Source organism: Spirulina subsalsa FACHB-351 (genome assembly GCF_026130165.1).
GTDB classification, from domain to species: Bacteria; Cyanobacteriota; Cyanobacteriia; order Cyanobacteriales; family Spirulinaceae; genus Spirulina_A; species Spirulina_A subsalsa_A.
The window spans coordinates 1-21,667 of record NZ_JAIHOM010000090.1 but is presented as its reverse complement, the minus strand read 5'-3'; the positions used below and the strand labels follow the sequence as shown (position 1 = coordinate 21,667).

17 protein-coding genes are annotated in these 21,667 nt (G+C 48.1%); 9 read left to right on the top strand and 8 right to left on the bottom strand.

Features of this window, described 5'->3' with window-relative positions:
* Positions 1-281 (top strand): Orn/Lys/Arg family decarboxylase (locus K4A83_RS16260; protein ID WP_456154567.1); only part of this gene is annotated, 281 nt, incomplete at its 5' end.
* Positions 282-388: 107 nt separating this feature from the next.
* Here K4A83_RS16260 and K4A83_RS16255 read toward each other — a convergent pair.
* From K4A83_RS16255 to tatC, 3 genes are all read right to left on the bottom strand, one after another.
* Positions 389-688 (bottom strand): DUF5132 domain-containing protein, encoded by a 300-nt coding sequence (locus K4A83_RS16255; RefSeq protein ID WP_265265679.1) that lies wholly within the window; start codon positions 686-688, stop codon positions 389-391.
* Between the two features lie 248 nt (positions 689-936).
* On the bottom strand, positions 937-2,841 hold the full coding sequence (gene mnmG / locus K4A83_RS16250; protein WP_265265678.1) for a tRNA uridine-5-carboxymethylaminomethyl(34) synthesis enzyme MnmG: 1,905 nt from the start codon (positions 2,839-2,841) through the stop codon (positions 937-939).
* Between the two features lie 222 nt (positions 2,842-3,063).
* Entirely contained in the window at positions 3,064-3,828 is a 765-nt protein-coding gene (gene tatC, locus K4A83_RS16245) for a twin-arginine translocase subunit TatC (RefSeq protein WP_265265677.1), read from the bottom strand.
* Positions 3,829-4,026: 198 nt separating this feature from the next.
* On the opposite strand from tatC, the gene K4A83_RS16240 reads away from it, so the two are divergent.
* The gene (locus K4A83_RS16240) at positions 4,027-5,232 is read left to right on the top strand and encodes a M20 metallopeptidase family protein (RefSeq protein WP_265265676.1); all 1,206 of its coding nucleotides are present in this window, start codon (positions 4,027-4,029) and stop codon (positions 5,230-5,232) included.
* Between the two features lie 122 nt (positions 5,233-5,354).
* Here the strand turns inward: K4A83_RS16240 and K4A83_RS16235 are convergent, their stop codons facing one another.
* Both K4A83_RS16235 and K4A83_RS16230 read right to left on the bottom strand, forming a co-directional pair.
* The gene (locus tag K4A83_RS16235; protein ID WP_265265675.1) at positions 5,355-5,780 is read right to left on the bottom strand and encodes a hypothetical protein; all 426 of its coding nucleotides are present in this window, start codon (positions 5,778-5,780) and stop codon (positions 5,355-5,357) included.
* An 80-nt stretch (positions 5,781-5,860) separates the two neighbouring features.
* Positions 5,861-7,099 carry a vWA domain-containing protein gene (locus K4A83_RS16230; protein ID WP_265265674.1) on the bottom strand — a complete coding sequence of 413 codons (1,239 nt, stop codon included), beginning with the start codon at positions 7,097-7,099 and terminating at the stop codon, positions 5,861-5,863.
* A gap of 123 nt (positions 7,100-7,222) precedes the next feature.
* On the opposite strand from K4A83_RS16230, the gene K4A83_RS16225 reads away from it, so the two are divergent.
* From K4A83_RS16225 to K4A83_RS16215, 3 genes are all read left to right on the top strand, one after another.
* On the top strand, positions 7,223-8,323 hold the full coding sequence (locus K4A83_RS16225; protein ID WP_265265672.1) for an ABC transporter permease: 1,101 nt from the start codon (positions 7,223-7,225) through the stop codon (positions 8,321-8,323).
* Positions 8,324-8,581: 258 nt separating this feature from the next.
* Positions 8,582-9,745, top strand: coding sequence for an ABC transporter permease DevC (devC, locus tag K4A83_RS16220; protein WP_265265671.1), 1,164 nt, complete (start codon positions 8,582-8,584; stop codon positions 9,743-9,745).
* A 19-nt stretch (positions 9,746-9,764) separates the two neighbouring features.
* Entirely contained in the window at positions 9,765-10,469 is a 705-nt protein-coding gene (locus K4A83_RS16215) for a DevA family ABC transporter ATP-binding protein (protein ID WP_265265670.1), read from the top strand.
* A 70-nt stretch (positions 10,470-10,539) separates the two neighbouring features.
* Here the strand turns inward: K4A83_RS16215 and cheB are convergent, their stop codons facing one another.
* The 3 genes from cheB to K4A83_RS16200 all read right to left on the bottom strand — a co-directional run bounded on the left by cheB (position 10,540) and on the right by K4A83_RS16200 (position 15,713).
* Entirely contained in the window at positions 10,540-11,661 is a 1,122-nt protein-coding gene (gene cheB / locus K4A83_RS16210) for a chemotaxis-specific protein-glutamate methyltransferase CheB (protein WP_265265669.1), read from the bottom strand.
* Positions 11,662-11,747: 86 nt separating this feature from the next.
* Positions 11,748-14,090, bottom strand: a complete 2,343-nt coding sequence (locus K4A83_RS16205) for a hybrid sensor histidine kinase/response regulator (RefSeq protein WP_265265668.1) — start codon at positions 14,088-14,090, stop codon at positions 11,748-11,750.
* Positions 14,091-14,240: 150 nt separating this feature from the next.
* Positions 14,241-15,713: a HAMP domain-containing methyl-accepting chemotaxis protein gene (locus tag K4A83_RS16200; protein WP_265265667.1), complete on the bottom strand. Its 1,473-nt coding sequence runs from the start codon at positions 15,711-15,713 to the stop codon at positions 14,241-14,243.
* Between the two features lie 342 nt (positions 15,714-16,055).
* Here K4A83_RS16200 and leuS point away from each other — a divergent pair, with 342 nt between their 5' ends.
* The 4 genes from leuS to K4A83_RS16180 all read left to right on the top strand — a co-directional run bounded on the left by leuS (position 16,056) and on the right by K4A83_RS16180 (position 21,420).
* Positions 16,056-18,656, top strand: a complete 2,601-nt coding sequence (gene leuS / locus K4A83_RS16195) for a leucine--tRNA ligase (RefSeq protein ID WP_407810055.1) — start codon at positions 16,056-16,058, stop codon at positions 18,654-18,656.
* 31 nt (positions 18,657-18,687) lie between these two features.
* Positions 18,688-19,329 (top strand): hypothetical protein, encoded by a 642-nt coding sequence (locus K4A83_RS16190; protein WP_265265665.1) that lies wholly within the window; start codon positions 18,688-18,690, stop codon positions 19,327-19,329.
* A gap of 409 nt (positions 19,330-19,738) precedes the next feature.
* Positions 19,739-20,743, top strand: coding sequence for a hypothetical protein (locus K4A83_RS16185; RefSeq protein ID WP_265265664.1), 1,005 nt, complete (start codon positions 19,739-19,741; stop codon positions 20,741-20,743).
* 290 nt (positions 20,744-21,033) lie between these two features.
* Complete coding sequence (locus K4A83_RS16180) at positions 21,034-21,420, top strand: DUF4346 domain-containing protein (RefSeq protein ID WP_265265663.1); 387 nt, start codon at positions 21,034-21,036, stop codon at positions 21,418-21,420.
* Positions 21,421-21,667 lie beyond the last annotated feature (247 nt).

Here is a 21,667-nt window from a genome sequence, read left to right as displayed (position 1 = left end):
CCCGTCTCACCCCCCGTCAAGCCTTCTTCAGTCCTAAAATCGCCCTCCCCCTCACCCAAACCCTTGGCCACATCTGTGGCGAGTCCATCTGTTGTTATCCCCCCGGAATTCCCCTCCTGATGCCCGGAGAAGAAATCACCGCCGCCGCCCTAACCGCCATTGAGCAAGTCTTACATTTAGGAGGGGAGGTTATTGGGTTACAAGATGCCCGTTTTAAGACATTGTTAATTGTTAATTGTGAGTCTACTTTTCCCAGAAGCGAAGGCGCACAGCGCATCTAAACCCTTGCAACCTTTTCCCGCGCCATATTTCAACCCAAAAAGGAGCAGAACAAGCGTTTTTGCACGTTCCACTCCCCTTAAATTGAAAGCAAAATCAATCAGTCAAACTACGAAAGCTCACCGCCACTAGCTTGACCCGTCAGTTGAGGGTTTTGGCCTTCTTTTTGGGCTTGTTCAGCCACAACTTCCGCCTTCGCCTCCGCCACAATATCCCCCAAAACTTCTCCCGCTTCCGCAATAGTTCCTTTCGTTTTATCGTATAAAACTAAACCCGTTTTAATCGTTGCTTTAGCCACAGGTTTAAGTAACGAGGCGACAGTAGGGGCTAAGATTACCGCACCAATCCCCAAGGCAATGGCTTTAGCGGGAGAAGTTCTCTGATAGATGTGTCTAGCTTGTTCTAACATGGGCTTTGTGGAGAATACAGTTGTAGGTTAGGGAGTCTGCTTGTTGTAGGACTTCAATCTTATTTATTCACAGAACTTGACTGAATAAATCAACCCGGCAGATGACCCATTCTTCCTAGTATACAACCCTTTGGCAAATCATGAAGTATAGAGGGCAAAAACTCCCTCACCCCAATCCAAGAGAGATAATTTTAAAAATTAAACCCCGTCCTAGGGAGAATTCATGAATTCCCCCGACCACAACCCATTCATTTAACCCCCACCACAGCCTGACGATTTTGTACCTCTAAATAAATCAACAAAGCGTTAACATCGGCGGGATTAACACCCCCCGTGCGAGAGGCTTGTCCAACCGTTAAAGGACGAACTTTTGTTAACTTTTCTCGGGCTTCCATTGACAAAGTATCAATCATCATGTAATCCAAATCTTCCGGTAATTTTTTATTAGCATGACGGGCAATTTCATCAATTTGATTTTGCTGACGTTGGATATAACCGGAGTATTTAATATCAATTTCTGCCCCTTCTTTTTCCCCTTGCTTTAACCCACTCTTTCCTAAACCATACCGTTCTAAATTTTCATAGTGGAAACCGGGACGGCGAAGCAAATCCGCCAGCGTAATAGACCCCTTAATTTTTTGCTGAGTGTCAGCGAAAATTTGCAGCCCAATAGGATCATTCTCCTTAACCCGAGTTGTTTGTAACCGTTCCTTTTCTGCGGTAATATTGGCATATTTTTCCGTAAATAACGCCCAGCGACGGTCATCAATTAAGCCAATTTCTCGACCAATTGGGGTTAACCGTTGGTCAGCATTATCCGACCGTAATAAGAGCCGATATTCCGACCGAGAGGTTAACATCCGGTAGGGTTCCCGCAAATCCTTCGTACATAAATCATCAATCAACGTGCCTAAATAACTTTGCTCACGAGGAAAAACAATCATCTCCTCTCCACGCACAAAACGCACGGCATTTATACCCGCGACAATCCCTTGAGCGGCCGCTTCTTCATAGCCCGTAGTTCCATTAATTTGTCCCGCCGAAAAAAGCCCCTCAATGTATTTAGTCATCAAGGTTGGATAACACTGAGTCGCGGGGAGATAGTCATATTCCACCGCATAGGCAGGCCGCAACATGACACAGTTTTCCATACCGGGTAAACTGCGTAACATGGCTAATTGTAGAGTTTCCGGTAAACCCGTTGAGAAGCCTTGAATATACAATTCTGGGATATCTCGGCCTTCCGGTTCAATAAATATCTGGTGAGATTCCTTATCGGCAAAACGGACGATTTTATCCTCAATACTGGGACAATACCGAGGGCCTTTAGCATCAATAAAGCCGCCATATACTGGGGAAAGATGCAAATTTTCCCGAATCAGACGATGGGTTTCTGGGGTGGTACGGGTTAAATAACAGTTCATTTGTTCTTGCTCAACCCACAATTCTGGGTCAAAGCTAAACCAACGGACATCCTCATCCGGGGGTTGTACTTCCATTTTGGAGTAATCCACCGAGCGTTTATCGACCCGGGCAGGGGTTCCGGTTTTCAGTCGTCCGGTTTCAAAACCGAGTTGATTGAGGGTTTCGGTGAGGCCGACGGCGGCAAACTCCCCAGCACGTCCGGCTGGCATGGATTTGTTGCCGACCCAAATTTTCCCCCCGAGAAAGGTTCCGGTGGTGAGAATAACGGCTTTGGCGGAGAAACAGGTGCCAAAATAAGTTTCTACGCCTAGGATTTCTTGGTTTTTCCCGAGTACCAAATTGGTGGCCATACCTTCACGGATGACCAGATTTTCCTGATGTTCGACAATATTTTTCATCACGCGGGCATATTGTCGTTTATCGGTTTGAGCGCGCAGAGCCCAAACGGCGGGGCCGCGAGAGAGGTTGAGGACGCGCTTTTGGAGATAGGTACGGTCGGCCATTTTGCCGATTTCTCCCCCCAAGGCATCGATTTCATGGGTGAGTTGGGACTTGGCGGGGCCTCCGACGGCGGGATTACAGGGTTGCCACGCGATTTTATCGAGGTTGAGGGTGAGCATGAGGGTGCGACAGCCTAAGCGGGCGGCTGCTAGGGCGGCTTCACAACCGGAGTGGCCGCCCCCGATTACGATAACGTCGAATTGGTCTTGAAAGTTGGGTGTTGTCATGGGAAATGGGGAATAGGGAATGGGGGAGTCGGGAGTTGGGAAGAATTAACAATTATCAATTGTTAATTCTCTATTCTCACTTCTCTCTTCGCGGGGAAACAGAGGGGAGGGGGAGCAGGGAGTTGGGCATAATTAACAATTATCAATTGTTAATTCTCCATTCTCTCTTCTCACTTCTCTCTTCGCGGGGGAACAGGGGGGAGGGGAAAGGAAACAGTTTTCCTAACGTCCTAGTACCTTGACCACGCCAATTCCGCCGAAATATAAGCCGAGGACGGCTCCGGCGAGGAGGGATTGAGTTACGGGGTCAGTGGAAGGGGTGAGGACGGCGCCGAGGATGACGGCACCGAGGACGACAAAACGCCATCCGGCGGTCATTTGGGCGGAGGATACGATACCGAGGAGACTTAATAATACTTGTAAGATGGGGACTTCAAAGACTAAGCCTGTGCCGAACATTAGGAGTAAGATGAATTCAAAATAACGTTCAATAGACCAAGCTTGCTCGACGACATCGGCGCCGTAGTTAATAAAAAAGTTCAGGGCGGCTGGGACGAGGACCCAATAGGCGAAACCTAGACCGACGAAAAAGAGGACGCTGGCTCCTAGGACGACTGGGCCGAGTAAACGCCTTTCGCGACGGGTGAGGCCAGGTAGGACAAAACGGACGACTTGATAAATAATGAAGGGACTGGCGAGTAATATTCCACAGTAGGCGGCGACTTTGAAGGATACCCAGAAGAATTCGCCGGGGGCGAGTTGGAGGAATTTCACGCCTTGGGCGGGGAGTTCTAGAATGTTGACGATGGGGCGCACGGCGAAGAAACAGCCGACAATGGCGATCGCAACAGCAATTAAACTATAGAAAATCCGCGTCCGCAGTTCTTCGAGATGGTCGAATAGGGACATTTCGAGATCCTCGGGGATTTCGTCGAGATACTCTTCTGAGTTGAGATCGGGGTTGGGTTTTACTTCGGTCGTCGCCATGCTTTCTGATTCTGGGGTCTATTGCTCCTTCGTTATTTTAACTAATCACGGGTTAAGAGGGTGATTTGAACTGGGGAGGGGATCCCGGGGGATCTGATCTTTCGCCTTTTCAGTATGGGTTAATCCAAAGTTCTGTCTAATCCAATACTATAGAAAAAGCATTTGTGCTGTAGAGTGTAACCTTTTTTTAAAGACCCTATGATTTCCACCGTTCCCCATCCTGTTTATCCTTCTCGGACTCGTTCGGCTATTCGTGATCTTCAACCCCAGTTAGTACAATGGCGTAGACGGTTTCATCGTTTACCGGAGTTGGGGTTTCAAGAAAAAATCACCAGCGCTTTTATTTCAGCTTGTCTGTCTCAGTGGGGAATTGAGCATCAAACGGGGATAGCCCAGACGGGGATTGTGGCACTGATATCTGGGGAACAACCGGGGCCGGTGTTGGGGATTCGGGCGGATATGGATGCGTTGCCGATTCAGGAGTTAAATGAGGTGTCCTATCGCTCTCAACATGATGGCATTATGCACGCTTGCGGTCATGATGGCCACACGGCGATCGCACTTGGCACCGCTTACTATCTTTCTCAACACCGCGATGCCTTTCGGGGTACGGTTAAAATCATCTTTCAGCCCGCCGAAGAAGGCCCCGGCGGCGCTAAACCCATGATAGAGGCCGGAGTCCTCAAAAACCCCGATGTGGACGCTATAATTGGTCTCCATCTCTGGAATAATTTGTCCATGGGACAGTTAGGAGTTCGCAGTGGTCCCTTAATGGCGGCAACGGAATGTTTTCGCTGCACGATTTCCGGCAAGGGAGGACATGGGGCCATGCCTCATCAAACAGTGGATTCTATTTTAGTCACTGCCCAAGTGATTAACGCCCTCCAGACCATTGTGGCGCGCAATGTAGACCCCATTCAATCGGCCGTGGTGACAGTGGGCAAAGTACAGGGGGGAACAGCACTCAATGTGATTGCCGACTCCGCAGAATTTAGCGGCACGGTGCGCTATTTTAACCCTGACTTAGCAGACTTTTTCAGCCGACGCATTGAGGAAATTGTGGCGGGGGTTTGTCACAGTCACGGGGCAACCTATGATTTGGACTATTGGCGACTCTATCCCCCGGTGGTGAATGATGGGGGAATTGCCGATTTAGTGCGTTCTGTGGCTTTTGAAGTGGTGGAAACGGCGGCCGGGGTGGTGCCGGAATGTCAGACCATGGGGGGCGAGGATATGTCGTTTTTCCTGCAAGAGGTGCCAGGGTGTTACTTTTTCTTAGGGTCCGCTAATCCAGAGAAGGGGTTAGCTTATCCCCATCATCACCCTCGCTTTAATTTTGATGAAAGTGTTTTAGGCATGGGGGTAGAAATGTTTGTTCGTTGTGTGGAGCAGTTTTGTCATTGAACAGTAGATGAAGCATTCACAAGAATCAATCAACATTTCTATTCCTAACCCTAGGGGTAAACAGTAATCCCTTGTAGGGTAGATCAGGCTTAACAGGTTACTCATGGGCTATGTCCCCATATTCAATGAATCCAGTAAGTTCTCCAAATCGGTTGCTCATCAGGATTGGAAACATCTTGCTTTAACCAGCGCCACGTTTTCCCTTCCCGTTGCCGTTGGAGGTAAACGTCAAAGCTGTTTTGTTTTTGGCTGACTTTTTGGTTGGGTAATTCAATCTCTAGGTTATAGGTTCCCTGTATATGGTAGGTGGGAAGTTTGGCCATATACAGGGGTTCAATGGCTTTGAGTTTGACCTGAGAAATATCTAACTGGGGATGGGAGGCAGCCAGTTGTTCGCTCAGTTGTTCTTGAGTTTGTTCGACTTGGAGGGCGATCGCCTTTTTGACAATATCCATCCCCGGAGCTAGAGAAATCGGGGGTGTTGCCCCGGAGCAAGCACTCAAAAGCAGGGCTAAACCTAGGGCGATAATCCGTAAGGGGCATTTCATCAGTAACACAGTAAACAGTGAACAGTAATCAGGAATCAGTGATTAATTTTCAATGGTCAATGCCCTTGAGAGAGGGTTCTTTATTCTTGCAAAATAGTCTTAGACACAATGCGGGTTTTCTTGCGGTCAGCTTCAGATAAATCCCCTCCAGATTCTAAACGAGTAGCACTGTTTTGTAAGACCGTTGCCGCACTTTGATCTCCTAGTTGTAACGCCGTTTTTGCCGCCGTTTGTAACATAGTCGCCGCTCCAATTTTGTCCCCTTGCTGTAATTTTGTCTCAGCAATTTGGGTCTGTCGGTACTTAGCTAACACCAGCATTTCTTTCTGTACTTTGTCATTAATGGCTGGTTTATAAACGGCTTGCACATTGGCATGAACAGGGACTTTTTCTGACAATAAATTACTCTGCCCTAATGCCGGATCATCATAGCGCACTTGGGTACTAACCACCCATTGCTGACCGGGAGGAAACTGATTTAAATATAAATTGGCTAAAATTACCCGTTCTTCTTTCATTAAATCCCCCAGACGAACAATATATAAATCCTGCTCTTTTTGGACAGGTAATTCAATTGTATCTGGGGCAACTTGTGCCAAGGGTTTGAGTTCTGCTAAACGCACATTAGGGGCTAACTCTAACAATAAATAAGCATTGGTTAACCCGACGGATTGCACCCGTGTAAACAGCCGTCCAAATTCATCAACCGCCTGTTCGGGAAATTCAATATAAGAAAGAGTTCCCCCGGCTGTGTCGGCGATATTTTCTAACACATCTTGATTCCAATTCGTGCCAAAGCCCAAAGTATTTAAGGTAATGCTATAACTAGAGGCTAAACCTGCTAATTTTAAGCAACGGGCATTATCTCCGTGTTCGTTTTCTCCATCAGTCAACAGAAAAATTTGACTAGATGTGTCTTGTTTTCCTTTAGCAATTTCTTCAATGCCCAACTTTAACCCTTCATCAATGGCGGTTCCGCCATCGGCTTCTAATTTACTAATCCGTTTTTTAACACTTTCTACATCATTGACAGGTTGATTGGGGATGATGACCTTAGCGCGATGATCAAAGGCGACTACAGAAATGCGATCGCGGGGGGTTAATTTATCCACCAATTGCAAGGCAGCATCTTTGACGGTTTTTAGCGGTGTACCGTTCATTGAGCCACTATGATCTAATACCAAACAGAGATTCAGGGGAAGTCCGCGATCGCCTTCATCGGAAACCGCCGACACGGAAACCGACAGTTGACGCTGGCTACTGGGTTGATTCGCGTCAAGGTTGCTATCGCTTAGGAGGGGTTGGAGTCCAACTTTCATAAGGGGATCTATCGTGATTCAGTCTTTATCTTCAGCATAGCCTGTTCTTCACCGCCCCAACCGACAATTCCTTAAAAAAATGCGATATATTAATCCCAAACCTACAATAATTTAAGAAAATTCATGGACTGGTGGCGGAAACTTAAAAAGAACTCTCTGGCGCGATTTGGCGGCACAATCCTGATTATTTTCTATGCCATTGTGATCCTAGCGGATTTTGTCGCTCCCTATCACCCCGTTGAGCATTTTCAGGTTGATGGTTCTCTCTTACCTCCCACCCAAATTTATTGGCGCAATCAAGAAACCGGAGCCTTCCTCGGCCCCCACGTTTACCCCACCACCCAAGGGCCAACGGATTTGGAAACAGGCGATCGCCTCCTAACGGTCGATTTTAGCCAACCTTCTCCCCTGCGTCTCTTTGTTCGTGGCACCCCCTACAAATTTTTGTATTTCATCCCCCTCGATTTACACCTCTTCGGCACCGTTGGCGAAGGATTTATTAATCTCTTGGGAACCGACGAACAAGGCCGAGATCAATTCAGCCGTTTAATCTTTGGCGGTAGAATTAGCCTCAGCATTGGTTTATTAGGCATTGCCATATCATTCCCCATTGGGATGTTTGTGGGGGGGGTTTCCGGCTATTTTGGCGGCATTGTAGACAGCATTTTGATGCGGATGGTTGAAGTATTAATGACCATTCCCACCATTTACTTATTAGTGGCGCTCGCGGCGATTTTACCCATGAGCATGAGTAGTGCCGAGCGTTTTGTGTTAATTATTGTCATCACCTCCTTTGTCAGTTGGTCAGGATTAGCACGGGTCGTCCGAGGTCAAGTTCTCTCCATTAAAGAACGGGAATTTGTGGATGCAGCGCGGGTAATTGGTGCGAGTTCCCCCCTAATCATTGTGCGCCATATCCTACCCCAAACCGCGACTTATATTATTATTTCGGCCACCTTAGCGGTACCGGGTTTTATTGTGGCTGAGTCTGTCTTAAGTTTGATTGGTTTAGGGATTCAACAACCCGATCCCTCTTGGGGAAACTTGCTTTCCGTAGCGACCAATGCCTCCATTTTAGTGCTACAACCTTGGTTAGTTTGGTCCCCAGCTGCCTTAGTGGTTTTAACCGTTTTAGCCTTTAATTTATTGGGGGATGGTTTACGAGATGCCTTAGACCCACGCACGTTACAAAAGCAAGTGCAACAACTACCAGATCAATCTTGACAAGTTAAGACCCAAAGTTAGAAGTCAAAAGCATCGGGAGTCGGGAATCGGGGGGCAGGGGAGCAGGGGAGCAGGGGAGCAGGGGAGCAGGGGAGTCGGGTGTAATGTCATTGACTAACTTTGACTAACTTTAGCCAGAAACCGGGTTGCATTAATTGTCTAGTTTTCTCGATACACCCTAGCAAAAACCCGGTTTCTCATGTCAATTCCCTATTACCTGCTCCCTTGTGGATTACAAAACTCAAATGGAAACGCTATATGAATGTCCTACGTCGTCGAACATGGTTAGGCTGGCTGCAACTCAGCCATGAACCAAGTCGCTTATTAGTTGCCCTAGCAGGGATTGCCTTTGCTGACGTGCTAATGTTTATGCAGTTAGGCTTTCAAGCGTCCCTGTTTGATAGCAATACCCGCCTAGCTCGCACGCTCAATGCGGACGTGATTCTGGTTAGCCCGAAAGCGAAAAATAGTCAAAACCTCTCCACCTTTAGCCGTCGTCGTCTCTATCAAGCCTTGGATATTCCGGGAGTCACCCAAGCGACAGCCCTCTACTCTAATCTATTGACTTGGAAAAACCCCCAAACTCGTCAAGATACGGTGGTTCAACTCATCGGTTTTGATCCAGATCATACTCCCTTCGATCTCCCGGATCTCAAGACCCAACAGGATTTACTCAAACTTCCCGATGTGGTGGTTTTTGACCGACGATCTCGGGGGAAGTATGGGGAAGTGATTAGCCAGTTGGAAGAGGGAACCGTGGTGACGACGGAGGCGGAAGGGCGCACCTTGTCAATTCAAGGCATTTTTAGCTTAGGGGCTTCTTTTGGGGCGGATGGAACTTTGTTAACCAGTGATCAAACGTTTCTCAGGATTTTACCCCGTCGCAATCGGGGCAGTATTAGCCTTGGATTATTACAGTTAGCCCCAGAAGCGAATCCTGCCCAAGTCGTGGCACAATTGCGCGCTAGGTTGCCGGAGGATGTGAATGTTTTCACCCAAGAGGAATTTATCGCGGCAGAAAAGCGGTATTGGCAGACAGAAAGCCCCATTGGGTTTATTTTCACCATGGGAACGGCGATGGCATTTGTGGTGGGGGTGGTGATTGTCTATCAGGTGCTGTCTACGGATGTGAATGCCCACTTACAGGAATATGCGACGTTTAAGGCGATGGGATATCGTCATCGTTACCTGTTGGGGGTGATTTTTGAGGAGGCGGTGATTTTGGCGCTGTTGGGGTTTATTCCGGGGTTTATTCTACCCATTGGCCTCTACCGGGTGGCGGCGAGAGCTACGGCGTTACCCATTGCTATGACTGTCCATCGGGCGTTAATGGTGTTAGGTTTGACGTTGATCATGTGTTTGTTGTCTGGTGCGATCGCCACTCGTCGGTTACAAGGGGCAGATCCGGCGGATATGTTTTAAAACTGGGAGAGTGAATCTGATGTCAAATCCTAACTCAGCTGTACTCACCATTGCTCACCTTGACCATGCTTTTGGGGTGGGGGAGTTACGCAAACAGGTTCTCTTTGATATCCACCTGACCCTACAAGGGGGAGAAATTGTCATTATGACGGGCCCATCAGGATCGGGGAAAACCACGCTGTTAACCCTGATGGGGGGCTTACGTTCGGTTCAGAAGGGCAGCCTAAAGTTTTTAGGGTTAGAACTCTGTGGGGCGACGGAACGGCAACGGGTGGAGGTGCGCCGTCATATTGGTTATATTTTCCAAGCTCACAATCTCCACGGGAGCTTAACGGCCTTGCAAAATGTGCGCATGGGTTTAGAACTTCATCGGCAATACTCTGTCGCTGAAATGGAACAACGGGCGAGTCAGGCCTTGGAAGCGGTGGGGTTAGGCGATCGCATTTCTTACTACCCCGCCAATCTATCTGGGGGGCAACGGCAACGAGTGGCGATCGCCCGCGCCCTGGTCAGTCAGCCCAAACTCTTACTGGCCGACGAACCCACCGCCGCCCTAGATCGTCAATCGGGCCGCGATGTTGTCACCCTCATGCAGCACCTCGCCCAAGAACAAGGTTGTACTATCCTCCTCGTCACCCACGACAACCGCATTTTAGATGTTGCCGATCGGATCATTGAAATGGAAGATGGCCGCCTACTTGCCTCCCGAACCGTAAATAGTTAGGGTCTGCCGAAGGAGCAGGGGAGCAGGGGGAGTCGGAAATAATTGTTAATTATCAATTATCAATTATCAATTAAACAAACACCTTCATCAGCGTTAACGGAATCGCCTCAATGGATAGAACCTCCCGGGCTGCTCCTAGTGCGATCGCCTCCTTGGGCATCCCAAACACCACACAACTCTGCTCATTTTGGGCAATAGTATAGCCCCCCGCCTGATGAATCGCTAACATTCCATCCGCCCCATCCCGCCCCATCCCCGTCAACAAAACCCCCACACTGGCCGCCCGATAAACCTGAGCTACCGCCTGAAACGTCACCGTCACCGAAGGACGATGCCCCCCCACCCGCGTCGCCCCAGAATAGCGAAAGCGCCCCACAGAATCGAACTCCAGATGAACCTGTTCCTTGGGGAAATAAATCACCCCAGCCCTCGGAGTTTCACCTTCCTGAGCAATCTGAATAGGCAAGTGGCAATGATGCCCCAACCAATCTAATAACCCTTGCAAAAACCCCTCACTAATATGTTGCACACAAATCACCGGGGCGGGAAAATGACTCGGTAAAGATCCTAACACCGTGCGCAACGCTTGCGGCCCCCCAGTAGAAGCCCCCACCGTCAAGATTTTGGGCTTATTCAATGCACTATAGCGACGAATAGGGGGAGGAGTTTGGATGAGGGGGGGCGTGGGAGGTTCAAGGGAACGGAGGAGAGGGGGTGGAGTCGGAGGAGGAGGTGGAATCGGGGGACTAGATAACGGTGGGTGATCCCCTCGTCGTCGGCGCGTAAACACCCGCACCCCAGACAACACCTGAATTTTATTGATCAGTTGTTGCTTAACCGCCTCATATTCCGTCGTTCCCCCGGCCCGAGGTTTGGGAAAAATATCCACCGCCCCCGCATCCAACAGTTCAAAGACATTTTGAGTATCTTCTTCCTGCACCGAGGCACTAATCACCAAAATGGGACGGGGTTTTGTCGCCATCACCTCCATCGTGAACTCTAGCCCATTCATACGGGGCATATGTAGGTCAGTACAGATTACGTCCGGTTGTAGCTTGTCTAACAATTCCAAGCCTTGTATTCCCGTCTCTGCCATCCCCACCACTTCAATATTGGGGGCAGAGTCTAACATTCGTTTAAGAATGGAACGGGCGATGGGGGAATCTTCCACAATCAGGACTTTAATCGCCATAAGTCATACAAAATCAAGGTAAAGGAACTCAAACGCGAACCGCAAGCACTACGGTTCGCGCCGTTGGCTCAAAATCACAGAGGAGGTTAGACTAATCGTTGCAAGGTTTCTAATAAAACATCTTGACTAAAAGAGTCTTTTGTGATGTAGGCATTAGCCCCTGCTTCTACCCCTCTTCTTCTATCTTCCTCCGAAGCGAGAGAAGTCACTAAAATAATGGGCAGTTCGTTATATTCTTTATTCTGACGGATACGAGTGGTTAACTCCAAGCCATTTAAGTTAGGCATTTGGATATCTGAAACCACCGCATCAAAGGGACGAGATTTAAGCTTATTCCAGCCATCGAGTCCATCCACGGCTGTAACCACCTCATAGCCAGCCCCCTCTAAGATCCGCTTCTCTTGGGTCCGAATGGTAATCGAATCTTCTGCTAACAGAATCACCTGTTTTTTCCTCGCCTTGTCTTTGGGGGTGTTCGTCGAGGCAACCGAAGCCATTCTAGTGCTTTTCTGAATGGATTTCATTAAGTCTACGGGGTTAACAATCATACAAACTTCCCCGGTGCCGAGAATTGTCGCTCCGGCAATGTTACGCACCCGCTTCAGTAGTTTACTCTGGGGTTTGAGGACGACATCTTGAGTATCTAGTAGATCATCAACAAATAACCCTAGACGATCATCGCCGATTTTAATTAACACACAGGGTAAACCTTGATGTTGTTGCCGTTCGTGGGTTTCGTTGAGTTGATCAAAAGCAGAAACTTTGAGTTCCAAAAGGTTGGCCAAATGAGCAACGGAAACGGCCTGATTGTTCAGGGCAATGGTTTCCCGTCCTTCTAGGGTGAAAATGTCCTCTAAGGCTACCAGTAGGGTGGTTTCGACAAATTCAATGGGGATGGCGTGGGGAATGCCATGAATGGATACGAGGAGGACGTTGGCGGTGGCTAGGGTGGTGCCGAGTTGAATGCGGAAGATGCTACCTTGACCGAGGGTAGATTCTACTTGTAAGGTGCCTTTAAGGCGTTCGACGTTGGTATGAACTACATCTAAACCCACTCCTCGACCTGATACTTCGGTGACAAATTTTTGGGTTGAGAAACCGGGGAGGAAGATTAAGTTATAAATCTGGTTTAAGGTCATGGTGGCGAGTTCTTCCTCTCGGTAAAGACCTCGCTCAACGGCGGTTTTTTTGATGGTTTCGGGATTCAGACCACCTCCATCATCGCTGACCTCAATCACAATATTGGAGGTGGTTTGATAGCCTTTAATCCAAATGTGGGCTTGTCGAGATTTGCCCATTTTTTCCCGTTCTGCGGGGGGTTCTACGCCATGATCAACGGCGTTCCGAATCAGGTGCATTAAGGGGTCTTTCATTTCCTCTAAAATGCGTTTGTCGGCGGTGGTGTCTCCTCCTTCGATAATCAGTTCTACTTCTTTACCTTGTTCCCGGGCGAGGTCGCGCACGGTGCGGGGGAAGAGTTGGAAAATATTGGAGAGGGGTAGCAGTCGCAGGGTGCGGATGCGCTCTTCTAGGTTGTTGGCTATGAGGTCAAGACGGGAGGAGTTTTCTTGGGCGAAACCCTTGAGTCGTTGGAGGAGTTGCTCAATTTGCTCGTTGAGGGGATCTTGCTCAACGTATCCGTTGCCGTTGTGGTTAAAGTTGTTATGGCTATTTTTCCACTCTTCCCAGAGGTTGGTTAGGGCATCGATTTCTACGGCAACATGGGCAATACGGATTTTGGTGACGGTGAGTTCTCCGGTTTGGGTGATCAGGTCGTCTAAGTAACGAGTTTCTACCCGGATGGTTTCGATGCGGTAGGGTTCGCTGGTGCGAGGACTTACGGGGGTGGAGGGGGTGGGGGAAATTGGGGTGACGGTGGTTTTTTCTTCAACTGGAGAAATTTCTGAGGTGGTTTCCGGGGGGACTTCGGGAGCTTCGGGTTCCGGTGGGGGGGCAATATCTACTGGGGGTTCTGGGGTTGGGGGTTCTGGGTTTGGGGGTTCTGGTTCTGGACTCGGGACAGGTGGGGTTTCGGGTTGGGTTTGGGCGGGGTTGGCTCCCATGAGGACGGCGAGGAGGTGGAAGGTGTCTACTCCACTGGGGTTTCCGGTGACGGATTCTTCAACCAGTTTGGCGATCGCATCTAATCCCTGATAAAGGCGATCGCTAAATTCTGGTGTTAGTGCTGTTTCCCCACGGTGCAACTGCCCTAAATTATGTTCAATTTGGTGGGTTAACGTCTCAATATCTTTCAACCCCAACATCCGAGAATCCCCTTTTAAACTATGGGCTTCTCTTAACAATTCTTCAAAGGGACTCTTATCCTCTGGATTGCGTTCGAGGTGCAGTAATCCGGCCTCCAGTTTTTGCAAGTGTTCTTCACTTGCCGCTTTAAATAAATTGCGTAGCTCTTCGTCTTCAATAAACATAGGTTTTGACTAGCCGTGAAGCCTAAAAATGGCGTGTTCTCTATGCTCTCTTTTCGTTAAAAAAAAATCCCGCCCTCTACAAACGGCTTTAGATTTTTTTCAGAAATGCCCCTGAAATGCAAGAATAAACCCCGGTAAAATCTATCCCTCTTAGATCATAGCTCTTAACGTAAAAGCTGTTTCATTCAGTTGTTGAGTCCCCTGTTTAGTTTGAGTAATTCCACTGACGGTTTCTTGGGAGACTCGACTTAAATCATTCATCGTCTGCATGATCTGTTGAATGGCACTGGCTTCTTGCTGAACACTTAAGGCAATTTGTTGACTACTAGCCACTACTTCCTCAATGGCTAGGGTGACTCCTTGAAAGGAATTGGCTGTAACTTCGGCTAGCTGCACATTGGTTTGTACTGTACTACTCCCCACCTCGGCCGCATTGACGGTGGTTTGAATGGACTTTTGAATCGATTGCACCAGATGATTAATTTTCTGGACGGATTCTTGACTTTGTTCAGCTAACTTGCGAATCTCCGTCGCCACCACCGAGAAGCCTTTCCCATGTTCTCCAGCCCGCACGGCCTCAATGGAGGCATTGAGGGCTAACATATTGGTCTGATTCGCCACTTCCCCCACTAATTGGGAAATCATGCCGATTTGTCGGGCCTGGTGGTTTAAGTGATCAGCCTGTTGTGCGATCGCCTCAACCCTCTCCTGTAACTCCTGCATCCCCTGCATCGTCCCATTAACCGCCTCATTTCCCTGTTGGGACAACTCCAACACCTCCTGAGCGCGTTGGGCCACTAACTGGGCCTGTTCAGAAGACTGTTGAGAAGACACTTCCAACTGGTGCATCGTCGTGGTGGTTTCTTGCACCGAAACCGCTTGTTGTGCCGCCACCCGTTCCTGTTGTTCCGTCACCGTGGCAATTTCTGAACTGGCCTTGGCTAAATTCTCAATAGTTTCCTCTAGTGCTGCCGTTAACAGTTGACTCAGAACTTTCTTTAACGGGGACAAGACAATCACAATCGTTAAGACTAAAACAGGAATAAAGATCAACAACACCATCTGATAGAGGGCTGCCGCCCCATTCCGTTCCTCCTCTGCCACCTCTAACTGTAAGGTCATTAACTCGTTTAACCTTAAGGTGATCGGGTCAATGACATCATAAACACTGCTCGCTAAAACCATCAGGCGATCGCGATTTCCAGCCTGTAAGACCTCCTCCAACTCATACACCATCTGATCCGACCTTCGGAAAAGGTTCTCAATTTCCAACACTAAAGCCTGTTCTTCCCTCGTTAAATCGGTCTTTTTATACTGTTGCCATTGCCCCTCAATGATACTCATAGCCGCTTGAATAGACCCCAAAGCCTCCGCCATTGTAATCCGGTCTGAATTGGCTTTATTCGCCGCATCAACAATAGACACCGCATAGGCATCAGACACCAGTTTAAGCTGCTTGAGCGGCACAACCCGATCATCATAAATTGTTCCAACTTTCTGATTGATTGACCAAAAACCAACTAAGGAAGAAAAACCCACAATTCCGAGTAACAGTGCCGGAAAGATGCTGATATTCTGAAGTCTACGTTTTAGGTTATTCGATTTTTTTGCGTTCTGTATCATGATCTCATCCACCCATCCTCTTTAAGGTTTTTATCTGGGCAAAACAGCAATATCTCTTACTCTACTATAAACTTCAAAAGATTTTGTGATGACCTTTTTAACACAATAAAAAGGTTTTTCATAAAAGTTCAAAGAAACATAACAATAAACCCTCATTTGCTCCGTATTTTTGACCAAACTTAACCCCCAGTTAAACTAACAGTTTTAACCCATCTTTTTGTGGTCTTTTATCTCGGCTTATAGCCTCCCCCATTCCCCATTCAATCTCCCCCCTATGACCTCCACGCCAGATTGTCCTAGAATAGAAAATGCAAAATGGCTGATCCCAGAGGAGAAAACTGCGTGGAGTCCCGATATAACCCATCTGCAATCGAGTCCCAATGGCAACAGAAATGGCTAGAAATGGGGTTAGACCGAACCCAAGAAAACCCCAAACAGCCTAAATTTTATGCCCTATCCATGTTTCCCTACCCCTCCGGAAACCTGCACATGGGTCACGTCCGCAACTACACCATCACCGACGTCATCGCCCGTCTCAAAAGGATGCAAGGCCACCGAGTTCTCCACCCAATGGGCTGGGACGCCTTTGGATTACCCGCCGAAAACGCCGCCATTGACCGAGGCATCCCCCCCGCCCAGTGGACCTATCAGAACATCGCCCACATGAAAGGGCAACTCCAACGTCTGGGCCTCTCCCTCGACTGGGAACGGGAAGTCACCACCTGCTCCCCCGACTATTACCGTTGGACTCAGTGGCTCTTTTTACAATTCTACGAAGCCGGATTAGCCTATCAGAAAGAAGCGGCCGTGAACTGGGACCCCATTGATCAAACCGTCCTCGCCAACGAACAAGTGGATAGTGAAGGGCGTTCTTGGCGTTCCGGGGCCAAAGTAGAGCGGAAATTATTGCGCCAGTGGTTTCTGAAAATCACCGACTACGCCGAACAATTATTACAAGATTTAGACCAACTCGACGGCTGGCCCGAGCGGGTGAAACTCATGCAGGCCAACTGGATTGGGAAATCCGTCGGAGCCTATTTAGAATTCCCCATTGTGGGCTTAGAGGAGAAAATCGGTGTCTTCACCACCCGCCCCGATACGGTTTATGGCGTGTCTTACGTCGTTTTAGCCCCCGAACACCCCTTAACCCCCCAAGTCACCACTACAGCGCAAAAACAGGCCGTAGAGCAGTTTATCCAAGAAGTCTCCCAAGAAAGCGAACTAGAACGCACGGCCGAAGATAAACCCAAACGGGGTATCTTTACGGGAGGGAAAGCGATTAATCCCTTCAATGGGCAAGAAGTCCCCATCTTAATCGCCGATTATGTCTTATACGAATATGGCACCGGAGCAGTGATGGGAGTTCCAGCCCATGATGTGCGTGACTTTGAATTTGCCACTAAATACGATCTGCCCATCACCACGGTGATTATGCCCGCAGAAGGGGATGCCAGTGAACCCTTAGCGGCCGCCTACACAGACCCCGGAATCATGGTCAATTCGGGTCCTTTTGACGGTACCCCTTCCGGTGAAGGCAAAACGAAAGTCATTGAATATGCCGAACAACAAGGCTATGGTAAAGCCCGCATTCAGTACCGTTTGCGGGATTGGCTCATTTCTCGCCAACGCTATTGGGGCTGTCCCATTCCGGTGATTCACTGCCCCGACTGTGGCATTGTCCCGGTGCCGGATGAAGAATTGCCTGTCACGCTGCCCGATAATGTGGAATTCACCGGACGGGGGGCTTCTCCTTTAAGTCAGTTGGAAGACTGGGTAAATGTGAAATGTCCCACCTGTGGAGGAGATGCTAAACGGGAAACCGATACAATGGACACTTTTATTGATTCGTCTTGGTATTTCTTACGCTACACCGACGCGAAAAATGAGCAAGATGTGTTCACTCCACAAAAGGTGAATGACTGGATGCCTGTGGATCAATATGTGGGGGGAATTGAACACGCCATTCTCCATTTATTGTACTCGCGCTTTTTTACTAAGGTGTTACGAGATCGGGGGTTATTAAACTTTGATGAACCCTTTAAACGGTTATTAACCCAAGGCATGGTACAGGCCATGACCTATAAGAATCCTGAAACGGGAAAATATGTTGTTCCGAGTCAAGTGACGGCGGTAGAAGAGGTTAATTCTGAGACGGGAAAAGCGGAAACGGTTTATTATGAAAAGGGGACAGAAACTCAGTTATCTGTTTTCTTTGAGAAGATGTCTAAATCTAAATATAATGGCATTGATCCCGCAGAAGTTTTGAGTAAGTATGGGGCGGATACGGCGCGAATGTTTATTCTGTTTAAAGCACCGCCTGAGAAGGATTTAGAGTGGGATGATGCTGATGTTGAGGGACAATTCCGCTTTTTAAATCGGGTGTGGCGGTTGGTGGATGAGTTTGTCAATCACCCGAGTTCTGCTAAGAAGAAACAGAAAACGGGAGAACTGACGAAGGCGGAAAAAGATTTGCGCCGGGCGATTCATACGGCTATTAAAGAAGTTTCGGACGATTTGGAGGGAGACTATCAATTTAATACGGCGGTTTCTGAGTTGATGAAGCTGAGTAATGCTTTGAATGATGCCGATTGTAAGGACTCTCCGATTTATCGCGAAGGGATTGAGGCGTTGGTGTTGTTATTAGCTCCTTTTGCGCCCCATATTGTGGAGGAATTATGGGAACGTTTAGGGGGGAAAGGTTCGGTTCACCAACAAGCTTGGTTACGTTATGATCCCGAGGCTTTGGTGGTGGATGAGATTGATTTAGTGATTCAAGTGATGGGTAAAAAACGGGATGTGATCCAAGTTCCGGCCAGTGCAACCAAGGCAGAATTAGAAGAGTTTGCCCGGTCTTCGGAGAAAATCCAAGGCTATTTAGAAGGCAAGGAAATCCGTAAGGTGATTGTGGTGCCGGGTAAGTTGATTAATTTTGTTGTAGGGTAGGGGGACATTGAAAGTAAGGAGTTTTGGTGTGATGTCTAAGTGTTGGAAAAATAGGCTACGTCGTGGGTTTGCCGGATCGGTGGTTGGGGTTTTGGTCTTAAGTGCGATCGCCCCAACGGCCAGTTATGCCAATTTCTTCGGTCGTCCTCGTTATCGGGAGGATGACAATCCCACGGTATTTGAGCAATGCGCCCAAGAATTAAAAGCTTCGGGTATTGATAACACTCAAGCGATGAGTGCCTGTGCCGATGCCCTTGTCCCGGAAGATTTATCTACCTGTGTCCTTCGCATCACCGAAACCACAGGCATTAGTCCTCAAACCGCCTTATCCGCTTGTTTCCGGGTGAGAAGACCTGTAGAACTGGCTCATTGTGTAGTATCTATCCGTCAGGAAGTGTTAACCACCCCCCAAGGGAGACAAAACCCCGGCAATGAGCAGAGTTTGAATAAACAAGGGACAGATAAATCTCTAGCTCCCGATTTATTCGCTCAAACCCCCACCTTACAAACCCTTGGGGAGTTAGAACTAGCTACCCTAGACCGTTGTCGTCGGAGTCTCTTACCCAAGCGCTATGGGGCCTGTGTGGTGGGATTAAGTCGAGAAATTCCCTTTGTCCCCCAGCGCATTCTCGACAGTTGCATTGACGCGGAAACCTATCCTTTGGGGAATTAGGCAATACCGCATTTCCCCTGTTACCTAACCTTGACCAGAGGACAAAAGGCTTAACTTCTCACTAATGAACAATCCCCCCGTTGCAAGGGGGGAACAGGCTGGGGTGGGTTGACACTCGCGCTGTTAATTGCGTTCCGCAATCTAACGGGGGATTCTGCTTTCTACGAAGCAACTTGCTCTGACAGGATTGCTCCAACCAAAGTAGAGGTCATTTTAAAGATAAGTTTCGTTAATTAGCTCTTAAAACTTTGCAGATTATAAATTATTATAAGTATTAATTGCTTAATGGAAATTTAAAACTAAACCTTCTCGATTATTTTGACCTGAGAGGGATTTATAGCGGTGGGCGGTTGTTCATGCCGTCTTCAGTTTGTTCGATAACTCAAAGCTGTGTAGAAAAACGAAGATCATGTTAGATGCCAAAACAGATCAAAAGACTGTCGGGAGGCAGTCAGGACTCGTGGCGTTAATTCCCCCAACGGGATACAGAAAATTTAGATTAGTGGATTCGTGCGATCGCCCCATATATTATGGTCTACAATTGGTGGCCTTATTGATTAGCTTGGGCTGTATTTGGTCTGTCTTGACCAGTTTAGCCCTGATCGGGTCTTGGTTATTTCTCCCTACCCTTGGATTGATGACTTGGTTTATTCTCGTCTCCATCCTGACCAATCAATCCCCCTTGCGTTATCCCCTCCCGCGCATCATCCTCTGGGGAATTATTCCCATGCTGATCTTTTTTGTGATCATTCTTTATCAACAAGCAACCCAACAATCTGGAATCCTCAATCTCTGGGATACCCTCATTGTTAGCACCATCCTCGCCACTCTAGGGAGTTTTCCTCTCATCCAAGGGATTTGGCAGAGACAACAGTTATCTACTTCCCCGGAACAAGGCCACAGTCGGACTCGTTTTCATTGTGCCATTTGTTGTCAACCCCTAAAAAGGTTGCCAGAATCCGACTTAATGCCTTTGCTGACCAAAATTGAACAGGCAACCCATAAGTTGAATTCAGTTGTGTATGATGGCTGGTGGTGTCCCCATTGTCATCCTCAATATAGTCGAGACACGATTCACTTGCGGGGTTATATGCTTCAACGCCCCCGCCATGTCAAGAAATGCCCTCATTGTCAGGACTACACCGTACAACACACTGCCCGCAAGACGCACAAACGCTATATTGAGCGAGAATTTTGTCACAGTTGTGATTATCGAGATCACTGGTTGCAACGGATTGCAGGGAATGAAAGGAGAACTAGGCATCAGACAGGAAATTCGACGAGTCAAACCTCTATCAATTATTTGGGGGGTTACAGAGGTGTCAGTGGGGGGGGAGGTTCTTCTGGTGGCGGTAATGGGGGTAGCTTTGGCGGTGGAAGTAGTGGCGGTGGCGGTGGCGGGAGTAGTTTTTGATATACTCTCCGTTAGATAAGAAAGCGGACGTTAAGGCGCGGGCGCATCTCCCTCTAATCCTATCGGTTATGGACGGAGCATTCCCGCGCCATCCTTCTGGTAAAGGGAATCTGGATTGGGTAGTCTATACCATGTTAGTTCACTAGGAATATCAAACAGCAACAACTTGAAAAATGGCGGATTCTGAAGTGGACTCCTTGGGTTGAGGGATGGGATAATAGGAAGGGGAGGGGATTGTTTTAGCTTATTCATCTATTGTTGTTGATTTTTAAACCTATATTTTTAAACCCATGACGGAAGCATTAAAAACTAAATTACAAGGGATTGATGATCAACTCTCGAAACGATTTATTGAGCTTGATCCTGACGGTTATTTTATTATCTATATTGACCCAGAAGCGGGCTTAATTTGTGCCGATCATTACACGAATACCATTAGTGAAAAAGGGTTAGCTCTTGACCCAGAAACGGGAGAACCGATTCCCGTTAAGGGGGGAATTAAAAGGAGTCCGACTCATACTTTTAAAGGACGCACGGCCAAGGAATTGGGTATGGAAATCACAGAAAAAGTGAACCCTTGCCCGTTGTCTCGTTTGGATCATGCTCTTTATTTAGGTCGAGAATTTGTCCGGGCGGAGTTAGCCTTAATCAGGGGTGAAACTTACATTCAGGATTAGCTAGGGCTTGCTGAATAACTCTACTCGTGGGGCTAGGTAATAGGTAATAGGTAATAGGGAATAGGGAATGGGGAATAGGGAATAGGGAATAGGTAATAGGTAATAGGTAATAGATAATTGACAATTGACAATTGACAATTGACAATTGTTTCCGATTCCCGACTCCCGACTCCCCCAAGAGAGAAGTGAGAATAGAGAATTCTCCTCTTTCCTCCCCCTCTCCCCTGCTCCCCTGCTCCCCTGCTCC